Raw genomic sequence first — 21,040 nt, 5'->3', positions numbered from 1 at the left:
AACACTTGGCCATTTCGTCCTTCGTCCGGTGGACGCAAAGGGAAAGGTTTTCTCTCGATGGACCGATTCTCATCGTTGTATCGCCGTATCTCCTGTGCAGTGCTGCTTGCAGCATTGTGTGTGGCTGGAGCAAGCACTGCCAGAGCCCAGTCCGCAAACGCCGGCACTATCACCGGCACCGTCACCGATCCAACCGGAGCTGTCATTCCGGGAGCCACCATTACCGTGTCCGACGCAAAGTCGGCTACGTCCCGCACGACCGTCACGAACAAGGACGGCCAGTTTGTGGTTCCTGACATGCCCATCGGTACCTACGACGTCAAGGTGACCAAGCCCGGCTTCTCGACCGACGAGATTCCGGACCTCACCGTGAACGTTGGTACCCAGTCGACGGCCAACTTCAAGCTGGCGGTTGGTGCGGAAAGCACGGTCATCTCGGTCGAGGCTTCCAACGCCGACCTACAGACGATCAACGCCACCACCGGTCAGACGGTCGAGCAGGCGATGGTCAACTCGCTGCCCGCTATCGGCCGCGACGTTGCCACGTTCGTCACCATGCAGCCGGGCGTTTCGCCGGCAGGCTACGTGGCCGGTACCGCGCAGGATCAGGCGAGCATCTCGCTCGACGGCGGTCAGAACTCGGCTGATATGGACGGCACACAGGGCGTCTACACCAGCAACAACCTCGGTTCCACCACGGGCGGCTTCCTCGGCGCTGGCGCATCCGGCGTTATGCCGATGCCCCAGGACTCCATCGAAGAGTTCAAGGTGTCCACCTCGGGTCAGACGGCGGACTTCAACAACTCCACCGGCTCCAACTCGCAGGTCGTTACCAAGCGCGGCCATGACACCATTCACGGCACGGTGTACGAGTACTACCTCGACAACACCTTCAACGCGAACTCCTGGCAGAACAACTTCCCCGGCACCGGTTACACGCCCAAGCCGAGCTACCACTTCAGCCGCTTCGGCGCTGCTGCTGGCGGCCCGATCCTTCCCAAGTACTTCGGCGGTAAGACCTACCTGTTCGCTAACTACGAAGGCTTCCGCTACCCTGCGGCTGCTACGTACGAGCGCACGATTCCGTCCTACAACTACCTCCAGAACGGCCAGCTGACCTTTGCGGCCAATGAGGGTGGTTGCACCTTTAACGGCTCCACCACTGCCCCCTCTTCCACCTGCTCTTCACAGCAGTTGACGAACGCTGATCCGCGCGGTCTCGGCTTCAACTCGACGATGAAGACCTTTTACCAAACCCAGCTTCCGGTGGCTCCCGCTAGCCTGACCGGTTCGACCGGCGGAGATGGAAAGTCCTACTACGGGACCTTCGATCAGAGCTGCGGTGCCCTGTCCACCTCGTATTGCGATGGCGTCAACACCATCGGCTACAAGGCCAATATCTCCATCCCCCAGAGTTCTAACTTCCTCGCCACCCGTCTCGATCACGATTTCGGTGACAAGTGGCACTTCATGGCGACCTACCGCTATTACAACCTGCAGAATGTCACCAGCAATCAGGTTGACATTGGCGGTGTCATCGGCAACGACAAGCTGGGCGTCCCGACAGCTCTCACCCCGCGTCCTCAGCAGCCCTGGTTCCTCGCTGTTGGTATGACCACCAACATCAGCTCCTCGCTGACCAACGACTTCCACTACTCCTACCTGCGCAACTTCTGGCAGTGGAAGGGTGCAGGCGCTCCTGCGCAGATCTCCGGTGCAGGCGGCGTGATCGAACCGCTGGGTGAGAACACCACCACCGTGCTCGCTCCGTACAACGTCAACGCACAGAACATCCGTACTCGTATCTGGCTCGGCAAGGATAACTTCTTCCGCGACGACCTCACGAAGATCAAGGGCAACCACGTTCTTCAGGCCGGCTTCCAGTACCAGCACAACTTCAACTACCACCAGCGCACGGACAATGGCGCCAGCATCAACTACACGCCGACCTACCAGATCGGTGATTCCGGCGGTGGTGGTAACGTGGCGTACTCCGCGACGGGCCTCGGCTCGGTCGGTGCGGGTACCGCAAACTACGCTCGTATCCTCGATACCTACTACGGCATCGTGACCGACACGCAGGTTGCCAACACCTACACCAACAACGGTGGCACGCTGACGCTCAACCCGGCAGCGACTCCCATCGGAGCGCACACCACGATTCCGTACTACAACATCTACGGAACCGATACCTGGAAGGTAACCCCCACCCTGACGCTGAACTACGGCATCAGCTACGCCATCGAAATGCCGCCGCACGAAGCGAACGGCAACCAGGTGATGTGGACCGACCCCAGCGGCAACGAGCAGAGCACGGACAAGTGGCTTGAGAACCGCTACACAGCGGCAGCTCAGGGCACCGTCTATAACCCCTACTTTGCCTTCGCCCTGTTGAAGAATGTGGACGGTGGCGGTCGTAAGTACGCCTACAACCCCTACTACGCTTCGGTCAGCCCACGCATCTCTTTCGCGTGGAACCCCAAGTTCACCAACGAAGGCATGGCCAAGATCTTCGGTAGCGGAGCAACCGTAATCCGCGGCGGCTACGGTCGTCTCTATGCGCGTATCAATGGTGACCTGCAGGTGCTCAATCCGCTGCTCAGCCCGGGTCTCATCCTGGCGACGCAGTGCAAGTACGCCCAGGCCAGTGGCTGCAACTCGCTCAACTTCAACGACAACACTGCCTACCGCTTCGGCGTCGACGGCACCTCGCCCGTCCTCGCTTCGGCGCCGGCCCCCACCACCCTCCCGCAGCCCTACCGTCCTGGTATCGACGGTCCTGGCGTTTCGATCGCTTCGCCGCTCGATCCGTCCCTCCGTCCCAGCTACGCCGACACCTTCAACCTGTCGATTCAGCGCCAGATCGGTCACCGTCAGCTGCTTGAGGTCGGTTACATCGGTCGCTACATCAACCACGACTACATCATGAAGAACCCCAATCAGGTTCCGTACAACCTGGCACTAAATGGGCAATCCTTCGCACAGGCCTATGCCGCCGTTGAATCGGCCATGGGTTGCACCCAGACCGCCGCTGCCTGCAAGGCGACCACTACCTCCGCGACATCCTCAAAGGCTGCGACCCGGGTCTTCCCAATCGTCTCAGCTCAGCCATTCTTCGAGGCTGCTCTCGGCGGTGCTTCCTCACCATATTGCGCTTACACCGACTCAATCAGTAACGTCGCAGCGACGAGCTGCACACAGGCCTTGGTAATGAAGCAAGCCAGCAAATTCGGCGCGCAACAGGTGTTCTCCCTATGGCAGGCTTTGGACAACAACATGAACGGTGCGAATGGGGCGGGCTTCACGTTCAACCGCTCGCTCGCTGGTACAGCAACCTCGAACACCACCTACGGTTCGGCTGGACAGACGGTCACCGGTATCTCGATCGGTACACCGGATGGCTGGGCTAACTACCACGGCGGTTACGTCTCGTACAAGATCAGCGGCTTCCACGGCATCACGCTGCAGGAGAACCTGACCTGGAGCAAGGCGCTCGGCCTCGGTACCTACAACCAGTCCACGTCGTCCATCACGGCGCAGGACTCCTACAACCTCGCCAACCAGTATGGTCGTCAGTCCTTCGATCAGAAGATCATCTTCAACACCTTCGTGGTTTACCAGACCCCGTGGTTCAAGGGCCAGAACGGTATCATCGGCCGCCTCGCCGGCGGTTGGACGTTCTCTCCTGTAGTTACCGCCGGTACCGGTCAGCCCCTGCAGTGCACATCCAACAACAGCGGTCAGAACTTCGGTGGCGAAGACGGTTCGACCTTCACCGACAGCGAAACCTGCATCTTCACCAAGCATGAGCCTGCTGTGATGCACACCTACCGCGGCATTACCGGTTCCACAACCGGTACTTCCGTCAAGGGTCCTGGATCCGCCGCAGTCAACATGTTCAGCAACCCCGACGCAGTCTACGCCACGGTTCGCGCACCGATCCTCGGCTACGACACCAAGGACAGCCTCTCGAGCACCGTCTCTGGCCTTGGCTACATGAACGTCGATCTGAGCGTGAAGAAGGAAATGCGTATCTTCGATCGTTACTCCCTCGAGTTCTCGGGTGTAATGTTCAACGCCCTCAACCACCTGGACTTCGCCAATCCCTCCCTCAGCCTGCAGAGCACCTCGGCATGGGGCGTCACCAAGACGCAGGGCAACACTCCGCGTCAGATCCAGATGGGCGTTCGCGCCAACTTCTAACTCAACGCAATACAAACCGGCGGCGCTGGAGGGCAACCTCCAGCGCCGCCTTCTTTTGCCTCGAAGGCCGTCGCCGCCTCTCGAAAATGCCGGCCTCCAACGCCCCTCGAAATGACTGCACCACATTGGTAATCCTGGGGCTTCAACCCCGACGCCATCCCGCCTAGCCTAAGCACACACCGGACGAGATTGTGTTCTGCGGCCTTCGGCTAAGGGCCATAGGAGGACTGATGCTGGCAAACCCCGTCTATCGCGGCGGACTCGCACCTTGGCAGCGCCGTCGCACCATGGACCTCATCGAGCGACATCTGCGCGGCGACCTTAGTCTCGCCCGGCTCGCCGCCGAGTGCCGGCTCTCCACCAGCTACTTCTGCCGGTGCTTCCGCACATCCTTCGGGACCTCGGTGCATCAATTTGTGATCCGTTGCAGGGTGGAGCAGGCCAGGAAACTGCTGCTGAGTTCGTCGCTTTCTCTCGCCGAGATCGCGACCGAGGCAGGCTTCTCTGACCAGGCGGCCTTCAGCCGCACCTTCGCCTCGAGCGTGGGAACATCCCCCGCACGGTGGCGCGCTCAACACCACGCCGAAGACGCCGCTCTCACGACGTTCCCCTTGCGGGCCGCAGCATCCTACAGAAGCTCTCTGGACTTTGCTTACAAAGCTGGCCTCGTCGCTTGAGCTTGGCTCAGGGCCGGCAGCGTGAACCAACCTCCTGGGACACTGGCTGCAAACATGAACCGCCGAAGCCACGCCCCCTGACACAAGACGTTTCAAGCTCGCGCGCAAGCCTTTCCACCCATTGCATCCACGAGCAGCTGATCCGCCAGGATCGCTCAGCCGAGCCTGAGCGATCTGACTCCCTGTCCTCAATCCCAGGCCAGAGAGCCCCCGTTCTGATACTCGATGACCCGCGTTTCAAAGAAGTTCTTCTCCTTCTTCAGGTCCATCGCTTCGCTCATCCACGGGAAGGGGTTCTCTGTCACCGCGAAGACAGCTTCCAGTCCCAGTTGTGCACAGCGCCGATTCGCGATGAAGTGCATGTACTGCTCGCATTGCGCCGCGCTCAGTCCAAGGAAGCCGTTGGGCATCGTGTCACGTCCATAGGCAGCCTCAAGCTCCGCGGCAGATCGCAACATCCCTCGCACCTCATCCTGAAAGCCCGCTGTCCACAGATACGGGTTTTCAGCTTTGATCTGGTTGATCACGTCGATGCCAAAGTTCAGGTGGATCGACTCATCTCGCAGGATGTACTGGTACTGCTCTGCGATGCCCACCATCTTATTGCGGCGTCCCAGCGAGAGGATCTGCGCAAACCCCGTGTAGAACCACATCCCTTCGAAGACGACGTAGAACGCGATGAGGTCTCGCAGGAAGGACTGGTCCGTGTCCGTTGCTCCAGTCGAAAACGTCGGATCGCTCAGATGCTGCGTATACTTCAGCGCCCAAGAGGCCTTGTCCGTAATCGAAGGCACCTCACGATACATGTTGAACAGTTCGCCCTCATCGAGGCCCAGCGACTCGACGATGTATTGGAACGTATGCGTATGCACTGCCTCTTCAAACGCCTGGCGCAGCAGGTACTGGCGGCACTCGGGGTTGGTGAGGTGTCGGTAGATCGCAAGCACAATGTTGTTCGCAACCAGCGACTCAGAGGCCGCGAAGAATCCAAGATTGCGCTTGATGGCTCGCCGCTCGTCTTCTGTCAGGCCGTTGGGCGACTTCCATAACGCAATGTCTGCCTGCATCGAGATCTCTGTCGGCATCCAATGGTTGTTGCAACCGGAGAGATACTTCTCCCACGCCCACCGATACTTCAAGGGCAACAACTGATTCACGTCAGCACGACAGTTGATCATCGCCTTGTCATCGACGCGAACGCGCGCTGCACCTCGCGCGATGTCGCCAAGTCCTGTCGGATCCGGACCGGCAAGGTCGCCAGCATCAGGTTGTGTCAGCACCAGCGTCGTGGGCTGCTCGTTCGGTTCGTTCCAGTTCAGCACGGACATGGGACTCCTGAGAAATTTAAAAAATACGTTGGCGGGAGCAGCGCAACTTGGCGACATGCTCCCGCGCGATCAGAGTGCAACCCTACTGGCAAGCCTCGCAGCCAGGGTCATCGATCGCACATTGCTTCGGCCCGGCATAGTCGCTGGTCGAGGCCGCGACAGCGACGGCGTTGAGCTTGCCATCGGTGCGTTGCATGGTCGACTTCTCGACATGCGTTGCGGAGCTCGAGCGAAGGTAGTACGTCGTCTTCAGCCCCGCGTGCCAGGCCTCGCGATACAGAGCGTCCAGCTTCTTCCCGCTGGGCTGCGCAAGGTACAAGTTCAAAGACTGCGCCTGGTCAATCCACTTCTGCCTGCGCCCTGCGGCCTGGATCAGCCACGTGGGCTCAATCTCGAAGCTCGTCGCATAAAGCCTCTTCATCTCCTCAGGCACACGCTCGATGTTCCCCAGCGAGCCATCGAAGTACTTGAGGTCCGAGATCATCACCTCATCCCACAAGCCCAGCGACTTCAGGTCTCGCACCAGTGCCGCATTCACCACAGTAAAGTCACCACTCATATTCGACTTCACAAAGAGGTTCTGATATGTCGGCTCGATCGACTGAGTAACACCACAGATATTCGAGATCGTCGCTGTAGGAGCAATCGCGAGCGTGTTGGAGTTGCGCATGCCAACGCTCATCACGCGTTGGCGTAGTCCATTCCAGTCCAGCGTGGACGAGCGATCGAGGTCCAGGGTATGCGTACGGTTCTGCTGCAGGATCTCGATAGAGTCGATGGGGAGAATGCCCTTGCTCCACAGCGAGCCCTCGTACGTCGCATAACGCCCGCGCTCTGCCGCGAGATCCACCGATGCCGAGATCGCGTGGAAGCTCACAAGCTCCATACTGCGATCGGCGAAGCGCACCGCAGCCTCCGAGGCAAAGGGAATCCTCAGAGCGTAGAGCGCGTCCTGGTACCCCATGATGCCCATGCCCACGGGGCGGTGGCGAAGGTTCGAGTAACGTGCCTCCGGCACCGTATAGAAATTAATGTCGATGACGTTGTCGAGCATACGCATCGCTGTCTTCACGGTGCGCTGCAAGCGCGTCTCGTCGATCCCTTCAGGCGTCACATGATTCGCAAGATTCACCGACCCCAGGTTGCACACCGCAATTTCGCGGTCATTGGTGTTCAGCGTGATCTCCGTGCAAAGGTTCGACGAGTGCACCACGCCCACATGTTGTTGCGGCGAGCGCAGGTTGCACGGGTCCTTGAAGGTGATCCACGGATGTCCCGTCTCGAAGAGCATCGTCAGCATCTTGCGCCATAGATCCAACGCACGTACCTTGCGGCTCACCTTCATCTCACCCAACTCAGCCTTCGCTTCATACTGCGCATAGCGCTCTGCAAAGGCTTTACCGCAGAGATCATGGAGATCAGGCGTCTCGTCGGGGGAGAACAGCGTCCATGGGCCATCGGCTTCCACCCGCTCGAGAAACAGGTCGGGGACCCAGTTCGCAGTGTTCATGTCATGCGTGCGACGACGATCGTCGCCCGTGTTCTTGCGGAGATCGAGGAACTCTTCCACATCGATGTGCCATGTCTCCAGATAGCCACACACCGCGCCCTTGCGCTTGCCGCCCTGGTTCACCGCGATGGCCGTATCGTTTGCCACCTTGAGGAATGGCACCACGCCCTGCGACTGCCCGTTCGTCCCTGCAATATACGCACCGAGTCCACGCACCGGTGTCCAGTCGTTACCCAGTCCGCCCGAGTACTTCGCAAGCAGGGCGTTGTCCTTGATCGCTTTGAAGATGCCATCGAGATCGTCAGCAATCGTGGTAAGGAAGCACGACGAAAGCTGAGGACGCAGTGTGCCCGCGTTGAACAACGTCGGCGTCGAGCACATGAAGTCGAACGAAGACAACAGCTCGTAGAACTCAATCGCGCGACCTTCGCGATCGATCTCACGCAGCGCAAGGCCCATCGCCACACGCATGAAGAAGGCTTGCGGCAGCTCGAAGCGCACGCCATCCTTGTGCAGGAAGTACCGATCGTAAAGCGTCTGCAGGCCGAGAAACTGGAAGTTGCCATCGCGCTCCGGCTTCAATGCAGCCGCGAGCCGCGCCACATCGAAGGTTGCGAGCTCCTTATCGAGGAAGCCCATCGCAACTGCCTTGCGCACGTACTCCGGAAAGTACTCCCCATAGCTGACGCTGCTCTGCGATTGCGAGTGCACCCTGGCCGCAGGCAGAATGAAACCAACAGCTTCGGCACGCAGGTTGCCCAGCAACAATCTGGCACTCACATAGGCGTAGCCCGGGTCCTTCTCAACCAACGCACGAGCGGACATGGTCTGCGCGAGGCCAAGCTCATGCAGCTGGATGCCGTCGTACAGATTGCGCCGTACCTCGGTCATCACTGCATCCACCGAGACGCCTTCGAGACCACGGCAAGCAGCGGTGACCTGCTCTACCATGCGCTGCTCATCGAGCGGCTCGGTACGTCCGTCCGGAAGCTTCACGCTATAGCCCAGCGTCGAAGCAGGCGCCATCGCAGGCGCAAGTTCCCGTCGCTGTTGCGCGCGCTCTTCGCGATACAGCACATACGCTCGCGCGACCTTGTGCTCGCCTGACCGCATCAGCGCGAGCTCCACCTGGTCCTGGATGTCTTCGATATGCAGCACCTGGCCCGTTCCGCTGCGGCGCAACAGAGCGGCGACAATCTGCGCCGTCATCGACTCCACGACATCATGGATGCGACGCGACGCTGTTGCGCCTGTGCCTTCTACGGCGATGAACGCCTTGCTGATCGCGACCGAGATCTTCGCGGGGTCAAAGGGCGACAGCGTGCCGTTGCGGCGAGCCACCTGCAGCGACAGGAGAGACTCCGGCGCGGCAGCGATCGGCGGCATAACGACAGTGGAGCTTGCGGAGGTATGAGCGGCCATGGAGTAACTCCTTGGCCTCAGAAAGCGATGCGAAGAAACAGCGGTACGCCTGCCGGATCGGCGCGACGCAGCACTGCCACCTCGCCTCCCCTCGGAGGCGTCAGCGAATGTTTCCTTGGCAGGTCTTCGGACTTGCAGGTTCAAACCTAGTAGCCAGACTTCCCAGGGCGCTTCGCACCCAGTGTCGTGATTGGCGTTCGTACCTGCTTACCGCTGCGGGGCAGTCCCGGAGTTTCACCGGATTCCCTTTTCATCCTCCATCGCTGGAGGAACCATGGAATGTTTGCCTACTATATCTAGCGCACACACGCACCACAACCCCATTGGTTGTGGATAAGCTGCACTCGCGTAATAGCGAAGCGGCCGGGAATCTCCCCGGCCGCTCAACACCACTACATCACCGTCATGTTCTGAACGACTTGCGACCCAAGCTACTTGCGCGTCGATTCGAACAGGAACCACGAGCGGCGCTGTGTCTCGTCGATCCAGTTCTCCAGCAGGCTCGCGGTGGCCACGTCGCCGGCGTCATCGCACAGCGCGTGCACCGCGCGCATGCTCAGGGTCAATGCCTTGTTGTCCTCGTGCAGCTCAGCCAGCATGTCCTGCGCCGTCACAAAGTCGGCATCGTTGTCCTTGATGCGCTGCAGCTTCGCGATCTGCCCGATCGAGCGGATAGTGGTTCCACCAATCTTGCGAACGCGCTCCGCCACATCATCGGTCATCGCGAACAGCTGGTCGCCATGCTCATCCAGCAGCAGGTGGTAGTCACGGAAGTGGGGTCCGCTCATGTGCCAATGGAAGTTCTTGGTCTTCAGGTACAGTGCGAAGACGTCCGCCAACAGCGCATTCAGGGCGCCGCTGATCTCCTGCACGGCCTCGGCCGGCAGATCCGAGTGGACGTTGAGGGGCGACTTCTGAAGCGCGATCTTTTCGCTCGTTGTAGACACGATGTTCTCTCCTTCTTGCAATAACGGCCCGCACAAAACAACGGGCCGGTTGAGTTCCAGGCCGGGCCCGATCCCAGGGGATGACACAGCTCTTTGATGTCAGGGCTGGCAGCAAGGTTCCACCAGAGGCACTGAGAGTACTACACCATTTGCGCGAGGACTGTGAAACGCCCAAAAGGGTAGGTTGCGCGTCATCCCATCGCCGTGCCTAAGCTTGCGCGTTTTCGTAGCTCGAAGAAGCCTGCAAAGCGCACGATGAAGCCCTCACCTGCCTCAAGACCGATTCGTACCTCGGCCCTTTGCGCTCCGCCCCGCGGTTCGATGATCTGCTGAACCGGGCAGGCCTGACTCAGTAACCGCCTCCAGGGAGGCCGGTTTCTGGAACATCTGTCCCCACCCTGACGAAGGCCCTTCATATGCGATCGCAGCCGGGAACCGGAGCTCGACGGCAAACCCGCCGTTCGCGCGATCCCGCCAACGAAAGGGAAGGCCAAGCTCTCTAGCAACCTCCACCAACGTTCGGAGTTCAATAGGCGCATGCGCTGGATTCTCGTGAGAAAGGCCAACGCCGTCTCCACATGGGGACTGACTGCAGCGCAGCGCAAAGTACTTGTCTCCATAGAAAATGGAGAGCTTTGGCGAAGGTGAAATTTCCCCCGTGCAGGCAACCGAAAGGCATCTCTGGCAGATCTGCCACACCTCTGCCTCAACCAGGCGGGAGAGTGGTCGTCGACGACCGCTCTCCTCAACATCGATGGGACCACCCAGGTCAAGATGAAGGCTTCGGGCTGCCTGTCCGATCTTCTCTGTGAGAGCCAGCCCTCGATCGGGCTCAAGTCCGAGGTTCTCGGCGCGCTCGCGATCCTCCACGATCATCTGGTCAGCCCGCTGCAATGCGAGGCGAAGCGCCGGACGCGCGGGGTGAAGCTCGTCTAGCTCCTCCACCGCATAATGAAACCGGAGAACCAGGCCGTGGACAGACTGAAGCAGCGTGTCATGAAGTTCGCGAGCTGCTTCCAGGCGGCCGCTGGAGCGCGACTGCAGCCGCTGCTGGATCAGCCAAGTGGCGTAGAACGTGCGCAGGATGAGGCCCAGCCAGATCAATGAGCCAAGCACGAGGAAGTAAGCGATCCCTCGCAACGGAGTCAGATCAGGCGACGAATCCGCGAGTCGCACCAGGTCCGGGTTCGCCACATCCACACTGCACAATGCCGATCCCGGCTCGGTACTGTCAGCTCCAGGACAAGGCGGCTCCGCGCGCTGCGCAGTCGCCGGTGCACTGCTGCCGACGATAGCCGACATGCAGAGGATGTAAGTGCGCGCGGCTCGAGCTATCGACCGCGTGCTGGGGTGACTCCGTTTCATTCGGTTCACCCTTCCAGAAAACCTCTCTTGATTGCGATCAGAACGGCGTGCGTTCGGTCATTCGCGCCGAGCTTGGTCATGATGTTCCGCATGTGGCCCTTGACTGTATCCTCCGTGATGGAAAGATCGTCAGCCACGATCTTGTTCGAGTTTCCGGACGAGACCGAGCGGAGAACCTCAATCTCGCGCTGCGAAAGGTCATCGACGCTAAGGTGTTCGGCGAGGCTCGCAGCAATCTCCGGGGGGATTCGCTTGCGCCCCATGTGAACATCCCGAATCGTGCCGATCAGCTCCGTCCGCAGCATGCTCTTCAGCAGGTAGCCGGAGGCGCCCGCGCGGAACGCCCGCGATGCCTGCACGTCCCCTGAATACGTCGTCAGTACAACAATCTTTGCCTTCGGCGAGTGCGCTCGAATCGCTTCGATAGCCGTGATTCCGTTCATGCCCGGCATCTGCAGATCCATCAATGTGATGTCGGGGAGGAGCTTCTTGAACTCCTGCACAGCCTCTTCACCCGTCGTCGCTTCGCCGACGAGCTCCATATCCTTTTGCAGCTGTAACGCGAAGGCAATCCCATCGCGAACGAGTGGATGGTCGTCGACGCACAGGATTCGGATCTTCTTCGTCTCGGTCATGGGTCACCTGCCGCCTGGCCTGGTGCATGCGTGAAGCTCCAGACAGGCTAAGACTACGCTTGCGCGATAGGCACCCAGCCCCCGAAAAGTGTGGTCAGACAGGTACACGATGGTCGAGATGTCCCGGCCTCCGCTTTTCTCCTGGCACAGTCTCGCAAGCAGCTCAGCCGCCGCAAAGGTTGTGCCTTGCTACCCCACTTCTGAGGCTTCTCCAGAGCATGTTGCATTGCAATACTGTGGGAGCCCGAAGATGCATGCATTACCCCGTCCTCCAGAGCACGTAAACCGCGGTGACAAGGAACAAAGCTTATGACGCTCGCGCATGAAGCTTTCAAACGACTCTGCAGCTACGGCAAGGAAGAGACCGTGGCTCCGGGCAGTATCCTCTTCCGGCAAGGCGACGCAGGTCTCGACCTCTTTGTCGTGCTCAAAGGGCGGCTCGAGATGTTCGAGACAAAGCGGGACGGCTTCGTGCACGTCGTGCACGCGGTGGCCGAGGGGGCATTTACCGGAGAGCTGGACCTCTTCAACTCGCGGCGTTCGTTGCTTAGTTGCCGGGCCACGCGCCGTTCCGATGTCCTGCGGATCTCTCGCGAACGTCTCCAGGTTCTGCTCCAGTCTGAAGGGGATCTCGCGGAGGCGATCGTCTTTGCCTGCCTCGGACGCAGAGAGGAACTGATGCGCGCAGGCCACGGAGGCGCAGTGGTGATCGGCAGTGCGCGATGCAGCGACACGCTCCGCGTCCGGGACTTCTTCGTCCGCAGCAGAAATCCTCACCGGTTTGTTGATGTCTCTCTGAACGAGGACGCGGCCGCGCTGGTGCACCTTCTCGAGTGCTCCAACGCTGATCTCCCCGCCGTCTTCCTGGCGGGTCAGGGCCTGTTGCGGAACCCATCGAATCGAGAACTCGCCGAGCCGCTGGGACTGGCCGGCAAGACCGTCCCACGCAGAGAGTGCGATCTCGCTATTATTGGCGCCGGTCCTGCGGGTCTCGCCGCAGCCGTCTACGCGGCCTCCGAGGGACTTCACACCGTCGTGCTGGAGCGGCACGCGACCGGAGGCCAGGCAGGAACCAGTTCGAGAATCGAGAACTACCTCGGCTTTCCTACCGGCATCTCGGGCCAGCAGCTCGCGGCGAACGCCGAGATCCAGGCCCAACGTTTCGGTGCAGAGCTGTTGATCACGCACGCCGCCGGACGCATCTGCCACTGCGGAGAACGTATCGACGTCGAGCTTGGCGACGGAGCCGTCATCCAGGCCAAGGCGGCGCTCGTCGCAACTGGCGCCCGTTATCGACGCCTTGATCTGGAGATGTCTTCGGACTGCGCGGAAAAGGTCGCTGTGCACTATGCGGCAACGCCGCTGGAAGCACTTCACTGTGCCGGTGAGGTGGTGATTGTCGTCGGTGGAGGAAACTCCGCTGGCCAGGCAGCCTTGTTCCTCTCAAGGCACGCGAGCCATGTGCACCTGGTGGTACGCAGAGACACGCTCTCGGAGACGATGTCGAACTACCTCATTCAGCGCCTAAGCTCCAACCCCAACGTCACTCTGCATTGTGGAGCGGCAATCTCCCGTATCGAGGCCTCTGGAGAAAACACCATCGCCGTCATCGTCCGTGCCTCCGATAGAAGGCAGTCCCAATGCGTTACGCGCAATATCTTCACGATGATCGGAGCCGCGCCCAACACAGAATGGCTGGAGGGCACGTTGGCTCTGGACGCCGCAGGCTTTATCGTCACCGGTAATACAAGCGACGGCATACGCTCCACCTATGCCACCAGTCTGCCTGGTGTCTTTGCCGTAGGCGATGTGCGCTCCGGCTCCGTCAAACGTGTCGCTTCGGCGGCCGGCGAAGGTGCCGCTGTCATCTCGGAGATACACCGCTATCTGGCTGAAGCCTGTGCCGTCTCGATGACGGCTGCCTGAGCCCCGAGCATCTCTCCCCAGCTCCTGAGCCCGATGCCGACTTCTTACTGGTCTCTTGCTGGCTTTGATCCCGGCACGGTACGAAAGTGCGGCAAATCTCCCATCCTCCAGAGGCATGGCGGAGAGTGCGCTTTTTAGGATAATGATCGGACTTTCAGCGCGCACCAGGAGCGGACCCGGGTTCCAGGCCACGGGAAGATCGTGGCCTTCGCCGCCAGTTCACGGAACAGTCACCGCCCGTTGTATCCCAGCTCCGTTCCTGTCTGTAATGCAATCCGCTCCCCCCTGTAACAAGTCCCACTCGTCAGCCACACGAAAGTGTCGTCGATGCTCAACCGCATTGCATCTGTCTCACGCGGCCCCGGCGACATAGGCTCCAGACAACGACACGATATCAACTCTTCGTCCACGCACGAGGAGACTAAGCGAGGGTTGCCGACGTGCTGAAGCGTTCGATCATCATTCCTGTCCTGATTGCTGGAGCTGCCGCAGCACTCCTCGTCGCACTGGGTTCGCAGTGGTCGCCCTTCACGGGCACCGCCAGTCTTCCCGAAACAGACGATGCCTACATCCGTGCCGATCAGACTCCGCTCAGCACCAGGGTGAGTGGCACCGTGCGGCAGGTCTATATGGGCGACTATCAAACCGTCACCAAGGGGCAGCTCATCCTTGAACTGGAAGACAACGACTACAAGGCTGCCTTAGCCGAAACGCAATCGGCTCTCGCAGCGGCCAATGCCGAGTATGCCGCCAACCAGGACGCCAAGCGTGCAGCCGATGCAGCCGTCGCCTCCGCAAGATCTGCAATCGCTGGCGCCCGCGACGCTTCAACCGCAGCCAGCGCAGGCATCACTGCCGTGCAGGCTGAAGTGACCCACGCGGGTTCCGAGTTTCAGCGTCAGCAGAATCTGCTCGTCGGCAAGGCCGCGACGCAGCAACAGTACGAAGCTGCGCTCGCCGCACGGGATCACGCCGCAGCCCAGCTTCAGGTACAGCAAGCGGAGTTCTCCCGCTCCAGCACGATGGTGGCAACAGCCCAGTCCTCCCTCGCGGCTGCCGAACAGCAGCGCGCCAGCTTGAATGCGCGCGACGCAGCTTTGCTCGCACAGATCGAGGCGAGGAAGGCCGCCATCACCATCGCAGAGGTCAACCTCGGCTACACAAAGTTCTACGCTCCGGCATCGGGAGGACTCGGCGAGTTCCATGTCCACCCCGGCCAGCTGGTGAGCCCAGGCATGCCAGTCGTCGAACTGGTTCAGAGCGGCGTCTGGATACAAGCCAACTATCGCGAGACACAGCTGGGCCACGTGAGGCCCGGAGACAACGTAGACATCACCGTCGACGCGATCGCTGAACACACCTTCCACGGCCACGTCGCCGAGATTGCACCCGCTAGCGGTTCACAGTTCGCTCTGCTCCCTCCCGACAATGCGACCGGTAACTACACGAAGATCGTGCAGCGCGTGCCCGTCCGCATTGAGTTGACGCCGGACGACCAGACCGCGCGCCTGCGTCCCGGATTCTCAGCCGTGGTCAAGATTCATACATCATCTGACAATCACGGCAGCTCCAGCCCTCGCGAGTCGAGGTAAGCATGGAGACGCCACTCCAGACCCAAGCCCCCACCGAACGGCCGATCCTTGGCATCTTCGCTGTGCTCCTCGGCGCCTCGCTCGCAACGATCCTCGGACGCCTCTTGAGCGTTGGAGCCGCGGACCTCCGCGGCGCGCTCCACCTCGACTTCGACGGTGCATCGTGGATCAGCACTTCCTACAACGTCGGGCTCATGTTTATTGGGCCGTTCTCGGTTTACCTCGGCGGACTGCTGGGAGCACGACGCGTACTGCTTGCGTGCGCCGTGGCCTTTAGCGTCATCTGTTTCGCGCTGCCGCTGGTTCCTCATCTCCCGGCGATGATCGTGCTGCTTTCATTGGCAGGCCTCACCGCAGGGACGTTCTATCCGCTTACTCTCTCGTTCGTCCTCAGGAATCTGCCGCAGAAGTACCTCCTCTTCGGTATCGCCGCGTATGCCATCGACATCGTCGTCACAACACACGTGGCCCACTCCTACGAATCATGGCTGATACAAAATCTTTCATGGCGTTGGATCTTCTGGACAGAGAGCATTGCCACGCCGTGCATGGCCGTCCTCATATACTTCGGGATTCCGCGTCAGCCTCTACCTGTCCCAAAGCCAGGGCAACCTCGGCCGAGCTGGCGCGGCTTCCTCTACTTCAGCGCGGGCGCTGCTTGCCTCTATGCCGCGCTCGACCAGGGACAGCGACTCGACTGGTGGCGCTCGCGGTCCTTCATCGCAATGGTTCTCATCGGAAGCGCCTTCATGGCGGCCGCGTTGCTGCGCCACATCATGCGGCCTCATCCCCTTATCAACTTCGCCTTCCTGCGCGAAGGGAATTCGTTCCTTCTTGCAGTGACTTTGTTCTTCTTTCGCTTTGCTCTTCTCTCGACGGTTGTGCTGGTGCCCACTTATCTCGGTAGCGTCGCAGGTTATAGCCCCGAGCAGGTCGGTCCCGTGCTGTTGTGGGTTGCAATCCCACAACTCATCGTGGGCATCGTCGCCATCGCTCTCCTGGGACGCGTCGACTCGCGGCTCATCCTGGCATCTGGCTTCGGCCTCGTGGCCGCCGCCTGCATTGCCAATGCGCGTCTCTCGGCAACGTGGAGCGGTTCCACCTTCCGTGCCACGCAGCTTGTGCTGTCGCTCGGCGAAGCACTCGCCTTCAGCGGCCTCGTCGGGACCATCATCCTCGAACTCGTCAACTCCGGCGCCTTGACCCGTGGCATCGATGTCCTGACCTTTTCCGGCTTCTTTCAGTCCATCCGCCTGCTTGGCGGCGAGGTGGGTTCCACCTTCATCCAGTACTTTCTGCAGAAGCGGGAACAGTTCCACTCCAATACGCTCGGGCTCCACGTCCAGGCCGGCTCCGCAGAGACGATGCATCGCTCCTTTGGACTCACCGCTGCGATGCTGCAGGAATCCTCGACTCCAACAACGGCGGCAGGACGTGCAGCCACCCTGCTGGCCCTGACGGTTCGCCGGCAGGCATTCACGCTGGCCATTGCTGACTGTTTTCGCCTCGTCGCAGTGGCCTCGATCGTTTGCATGCTCGTGGTTGCCTGCATGACCACGTTGAAGCTGCAGTACAAGCAGGTGACGAGCGCACCCCCTTCCGCCAGCTAACGAATACGCCCTCGAACCCGACGACAAACGACTGGAGCAGTGACATGACAATCTATGGCGCGAAGCGGATCCCTGAAATCTCACGACGCCTCCTGCCACTCATTCTGATGGCCCCTCTCCTGCAGCACGCAGCGTTTGACGCAGAGGCACAGACAACAGCATTACCGGCCGCCACAGCCCACGTAGCGAGACCGACGTTGCAGCTCACGCTCCCGAAGGCACTCGAGCTCGCTGCACAGCACAATCGACGCCTCCAGGCCTCTGACCTCGCAACCAGGGAGGCCGAGCAGAAGAAGCTCATCGCTCGTTCCGACTATGCGCCGCACATACGCAATGAGTCGAGCGCAGTCTACATCTCCGCACTCGAAGGCGTCGTGATCCCCGCCGGCGCCTTTGCAAATTCCGCTACGACAGGCACAGTCCCGAGCCAGACGTTAAAGATCGGCCAGGGGGCACAAGAGGGCTTCACCAGCGGCACCGGATTGGTACAACCCATCACGCAGCTGCTGACGGTACATGCCGGTGTTCGCGCCGCGACCGCCGATGTCAACATCGCGAAACTGAACACGCAGGACAGCCAGAACTCCGTGGCCCTACTGGTCCACAAGCTTTATTTCGCTATGCTAACCGCGCAGATGCAGCGCGACGCAGCGCAGTCCGCCGTGGATGCCGGAGCCATTGAGGAAGAGGAGAGCAAGCGTTCCGTCGCGGAAGGGAGATCTCTCCCCGTGGTGGAATTGCAAACGCACGCCGCACTGCTCGCGGCGAAGCAGTCCAACCTGACACTCGAACTCGAGCTCAGCGACCTCAACGAGCAGTTCAATGACGTTCTTGGTCTGTCCTTCGGCACGAAGCTGATCCTGGATCCGAACGAACTTGGCGAAGCCCCAACCCTCCCCACGGAAGAAGAAGCGATTCGCGCCGCGAACACGAGCAATCCAAAGATCCTTGCGGGACGGCAAGCCGTGGAGAAAGCGCACGCCGGAGTGACAGCGGCAAAAGATGCTTACATCCCGAACGTCAGTGGAATGGCTCGCTACAGCTATCAGTCCGGCATTCCATTCCTCGTTCATAACTTCGGCACCTTCGGTGGGCTAGTCAGCTATGACCTCTTCGATGGTGGCGCCCGAGAGGCTCGGCTCAAAGCTGCGCGCATTCAACTCAGTCAGGCCCAGCTGCAGCTTTCGCAGGCTGAGGCGGACCTCTCGGTCGAAGTCAATGCGCAGTATGACGAGATTGAGAAGCTCACCGAGCTCGTCAACGTTGCCACCGAGATGCTCGCGGTGAAGCAGGAGGCAGCGAGAGTGAGTGCGGTGCGCCTGCAGCAGAGTGCTGCGCTGGACACGGAGACGGCACGCGCCAACGCTGAGGTCGCTGCCGCACAGGCCACACTCCTGCAGACTCGCCTGAACCTGCGCCTCACGCAGAACCAGCTGCTCGAGACGCTTGGCCTGCGACCCCAGTGAGAAAGAGCCACGCGCATTCGCTCACGTCGCCCATCGGGAACATCAAGCTCTCGGAGATCAAGATGACAAGTGCAAGCTCGCTGGTGCGCAGATCAAACCTGCGAACCCTGATCCCCGCGATCGTCACCGCTATTGCAATCCAGGGCGCGTCCTGTCAGGCGCCCGCCATTACCCTCGGCTCAAACACGCCAACGCCGTCCACAGCGGTCCGCCCCCGCATCGGCCTCGCCCTCGAAGGCGGCGGAGCTCTTGGCATCGCGCACGTTGGGGTACTGCTCTGGCTCGAAGAGCACCGCATCCCTGTGGATGAGGTAGCCGGAACCAGCATGGGCGCGCTGATCGGATCGCTCTACGCCTCAGGCCGATCAGCAGCCGAAATTGAACACCTCTCCACCGATACAAACTTCGACACGCTGTTCACGCTGCAACCATCTCTGAGCGAACTTAGCTTCCGGCGACGCATGGAGAAGACGGAGCTCCCGCAAGCGATCACGATAGGCCTCCGCCACGGCACGCCTTCGCTTGGCAGCGCACTCATCGCAGACGATCAGCTCAATGCCTTCCTCTCTCGCGAGATGGATGGCTACAACAGTGAGAACCTCGACTTCGACAAGCTTCCCATCCCCTTTCGCTGCGTCGCAACAAACCTCACAACACTGCGCCCCGCGGTATTTCGTACCGGGTCTCTGCCATTCGCTGTCCGCGCGTCTATCTCCATCCCGGGTGTCTTTCCCCCTGTGCGGCACGGCGACGACATCCTCGTCGACGGCGCGATCCTCGACAACCTGCCCATCGATGTTCTTCGCGACGAGCAGCACGCGGAGGTCGTCATCTCCGTGTATCTGGGCGACTCGCCTTTTCCTGAGCAGGACGCTTCGTCCGCCGTGGGGATCTTCGAAAGGGCTCTCTCCGCCGGCACAAGTCGCAACGTAGAGCTGAATCGTCCCCACGCAGATATCGAGATCGCGCCACAGGTGCAAGCTTATTCCGTCGTCGACTACCGCAAGGCAAAGGCACTCATTCACGCGGGGTACGCGGCCACAGAGTCGCAGCGCGCAAAGCTGCTTCCCCTTGCGCTCTCTGAGGCTGACTGGGCCGAATACCAGGCGGCGGCGCGATCAAGGAAGCGAACTCCGCCTAGCCTCATACGAACGACCGCCGTATCAGGCCCCGATGCGGCCACCTCGAAGCAGGTCCAGGTGCTGGCCAACACACTCAACAATCATCCCTTCAGTGCACCTCGAGCCGAAGGTGTGGTGGCGACTTTGCGCGGTGATGGGGCGTTGAGTGCGTACTACGAAACCTTTTCCTCCGCGAGCACACAGGCTGGCACCGCTGTGTCCAGCACCGTGCCCGATGATGGCGTAAAGATCTTCTGGCACCCGCGTGCCGAAGGCCCCCCGTACCTTCTTCTCGGAACCGAGGTCGTCGCTTCTACCTCCAATGTCACGAGCACGATCTTCGATATCCGCTTCGTCGATCAGAACTTCGGCGGCTATGGCTCGGAGCTCCTGGCCGATGTGCGCCTTGGTTACCGCACCCAGGCAAACGCCGAGTTCTATCATCCACTCGGTGGCACACGTTTCTTCATCCAGCCGGACGTGCAGTTGCGCCGCGAACCGGTCTATCTCTGGCAGGACCAGCGACGCATCTCGGAGAGATTCCTGCAGCATGCAGGCGGCGGCTTCGACGCGGGTTTTGCCTTCAGCAGGAACCTGCAGACTGCCATCGAATACCGTGCCTCCACCATTCGCTGGACGCTGGTCGACGGCGCCGACTCGAGTCCTACGCCGCAGCTATCGGGCCGCGAAGAGAGCCTAGCGGCGCACGTCATCTTCTCCACGCGCACTGCAGCCATAGCTTCTCCTCACGGCACCAGCGTAGATCTCCAGGTCGGGCATCTCTTTGATACCAGCGCCAGCAAGGACGCGCCCTTTGTCGAACTGAAGGCCCGGCAATCCTTCACCTTCGCAAACGTCAACCTCATCAGTATCTCGACCGAGGTCGACAGCTACTTCCGCAACCAGGTTGCCGATCCCCTACGCTTCACCCTCGGTGGACCACTTCGCCTCTACGCCTCCTCAATTGATGAGTATCGCGGCACTGATGTGGAGCTGGTCCGAGCTATCTATTCAAGGCGGGTCGCTTCGCTGCCGACGGGAATAGGTCAGGGTATCTACGTTACGGGCGGATACGAGCAGGGCAATATCTGGTCGCCGGAACATCCTGCAATCTTCGTGCAGGATGGCTTCGGCGGGCTCCTCTTCAGCACACCGCTTGGAGCCATCACGCTTGGCGGAGCCGTGGGCGATGACGATCATCGCAAGCTCTTCTTCACCTTCGGCAAGTTGTTCTGACG

The 21,040-nt window shown here is 60.6% G+C and carries 12 protein-coding genes and 1 riboswitch; of the genes, 8 read left to right on the top strand and 4 right to left on the bottom strand.

The annotated features are described in order from the left end of the window. Positions 1 to 57 precede the first annotated feature (57 nt). Positions 58 to 4,203, top strand: a complete 4,146-nt coding sequence (locus C4S68_RS06495) for a carboxypeptidase-like regulatory domain-containing protein (protein ID WP_103932262.1) — start codon at positions 58 to 60, stop codon at positions 4,201 to 4,203. Between the two features lie 230 nt (positions 4,204 to 4,433). After that, positions 4,434 to 4,880, top strand: a complete 447-nt coding sequence (locus tag C4S68_RS06490) for a helix-turn-helix domain-containing protein (protein ID WP_103932261.1) — start codon at positions 4,434 to 4,436, stop codon at positions 4,878 to 4,880. Between the two features lie 188 nt (positions 4,881 to 5,068). Here C4S68_RS06490 and C4S68_RS06485 read toward each other — a convergent pair whose 3' ends face one another. The 3 genes from C4S68_RS06485 to C4S68_RS06475 form a co-directional block, all read right to left on the bottom strand. Next, positions 5,069 to 6,208, bottom strand: a complete 1,140-nt coding sequence (locus C4S68_RS06485; protein ID WP_103932260.1) for a ribonucleotide-diphosphate reductase subunit beta — start codon at positions 6,206 to 6,208, stop codon at positions 5,069 to 5,071. Positions 6,209 to 6,290: 82 nt separating this feature from the next. Beyond that, positions 6,291 to 9,140, bottom strand: a complete 2,850-nt coding sequence (locus C4S68_RS06480; protein ID WP_103932259.1) for a ribonucleoside-diphosphate reductase subunit alpha — start codon at positions 9,138 to 9,140, stop codon at positions 6,291 to 6,293. Between the two features lie 100 nt (positions 9,141 to 9,240). Further along, a riboswitch (cobalamin riboswitch) is annotated at positions 9,241 to 9,432 on the bottom strand. Between the two features lie 139 nt (positions 9,433 to 9,571). Then, positions 9,572 to 10,087: a Dps family protein gene (locus C4S68_RS06475; RefSeq protein WP_103932744.1), complete on the bottom strand. Its 516-nt coding sequence runs from the start codon at positions 10,085 to 10,087 to the stop codon at positions 9,572 to 9,574. Positions 10,088 to 10,861: 774 nt separating this feature from the next. On the opposite strand from C4S68_RS06475, the gene C4S68_RS23580 reads away from it, so the two are divergent. Beyond that, entirely contained in the window at positions 10,862 to 11,023 is a 162-nt protein-coding gene (locus tag C4S68_RS23580; RefSeq protein ID WP_235011423.1) for a hypothetical protein, read from the top strand. A 434-nt stretch (positions 11,024 to 11,457) separates the two neighbouring features. On the opposite strand, the gene C4S68_RS06465 is transcribed toward C4S68_RS23580, so the two are convergent. After that, positions 11,458 to 12,087 carry a response regulator gene (locus C4S68_RS06465; RefSeq protein ID WP_103932257.1) on the bottom strand — a complete coding sequence of 210 codons (630 nt, stop codon included), beginning with the start codon at positions 12,085 to 12,087 and terminating at the stop codon, positions 11,458 to 11,460. A gap of 309 nt (positions 12,088 to 12,396) precedes the next feature. On the opposite strand from C4S68_RS06465, the gene C4S68_RS06460 reads away from it, so the two are divergent. The 5 genes from C4S68_RS06460 (at position 12,397) to C4S68_RS06440 (ending at position 21,038) form a co-directional block, all read left to right on the top strand. Continuing rightward, positions 12,397 to 14,013, top strand: coding sequence for an FAD-dependent oxidoreductase (locus C4S68_RS06460; RefSeq protein WP_103932256.1), 1,617 nt, complete (start codon positions 12,397 to 12,399; stop codon positions 14,011 to 14,013). A 440-nt stretch (positions 14,014 to 14,453) separates the two neighbouring features. After that, positions 14,454 to 15,605, top strand: a complete 1,152-nt coding sequence (locus C4S68_RS06455) for an HlyD family secretion protein (RefSeq protein ID WP_103932255.1) — start codon at positions 14,454 to 14,456, stop codon at positions 15,603 to 15,605. A 2-nt stretch (positions 15,606 to 15,607) separates the two neighbouring features. Further along, positions 15,608 to 17,215 carry an MFS transporter gene (locus C4S68_RS06450; RefSeq protein ID WP_103932254.1) on the top strand — a complete coding sequence of 536 codons (1,608 nt, stop codon included), beginning with the start codon at positions 15,608 to 15,610 and terminating at the stop codon, positions 17,213 to 17,215. Between the two features lie 44 nt (positions 17,216 to 17,259). After that, positions 17,260 to 18,681, top strand: a complete 1,422-nt coding sequence (locus C4S68_RS06445) for a TolC family protein (protein WP_103932253.1) — start codon at positions 17,260 to 17,262, stop codon at positions 18,679 to 18,681. Positions 18,682 to 18,743: 62 nt separating this feature from the next. Continuing rightward, complete coding sequence (locus tag C4S68_RS06440; protein WP_146072048.1) at positions 18,744 to 21,038, top strand: patatin-like phospholipase family protein; 2,295 nt, start codon at positions 18,744 to 18,746, stop codon at positions 21,036 to 21,038. The last annotated feature ends 2 nt before the right edge of the window (positions 21,039 to 21,040 follow it).

The sequence above is a fragment of the Bryocella elongata genome (assembly GCF_900108185.1).
Classification (GTDB): Bacteria; Acidobacteriota; Terriglobia; order Terriglobales; family Acidobacteriaceae; genus Granulicella; species Granulicella elongata.
This window is presented reverse-complemented; position numbering and strand designations above follow the sequence as displayed.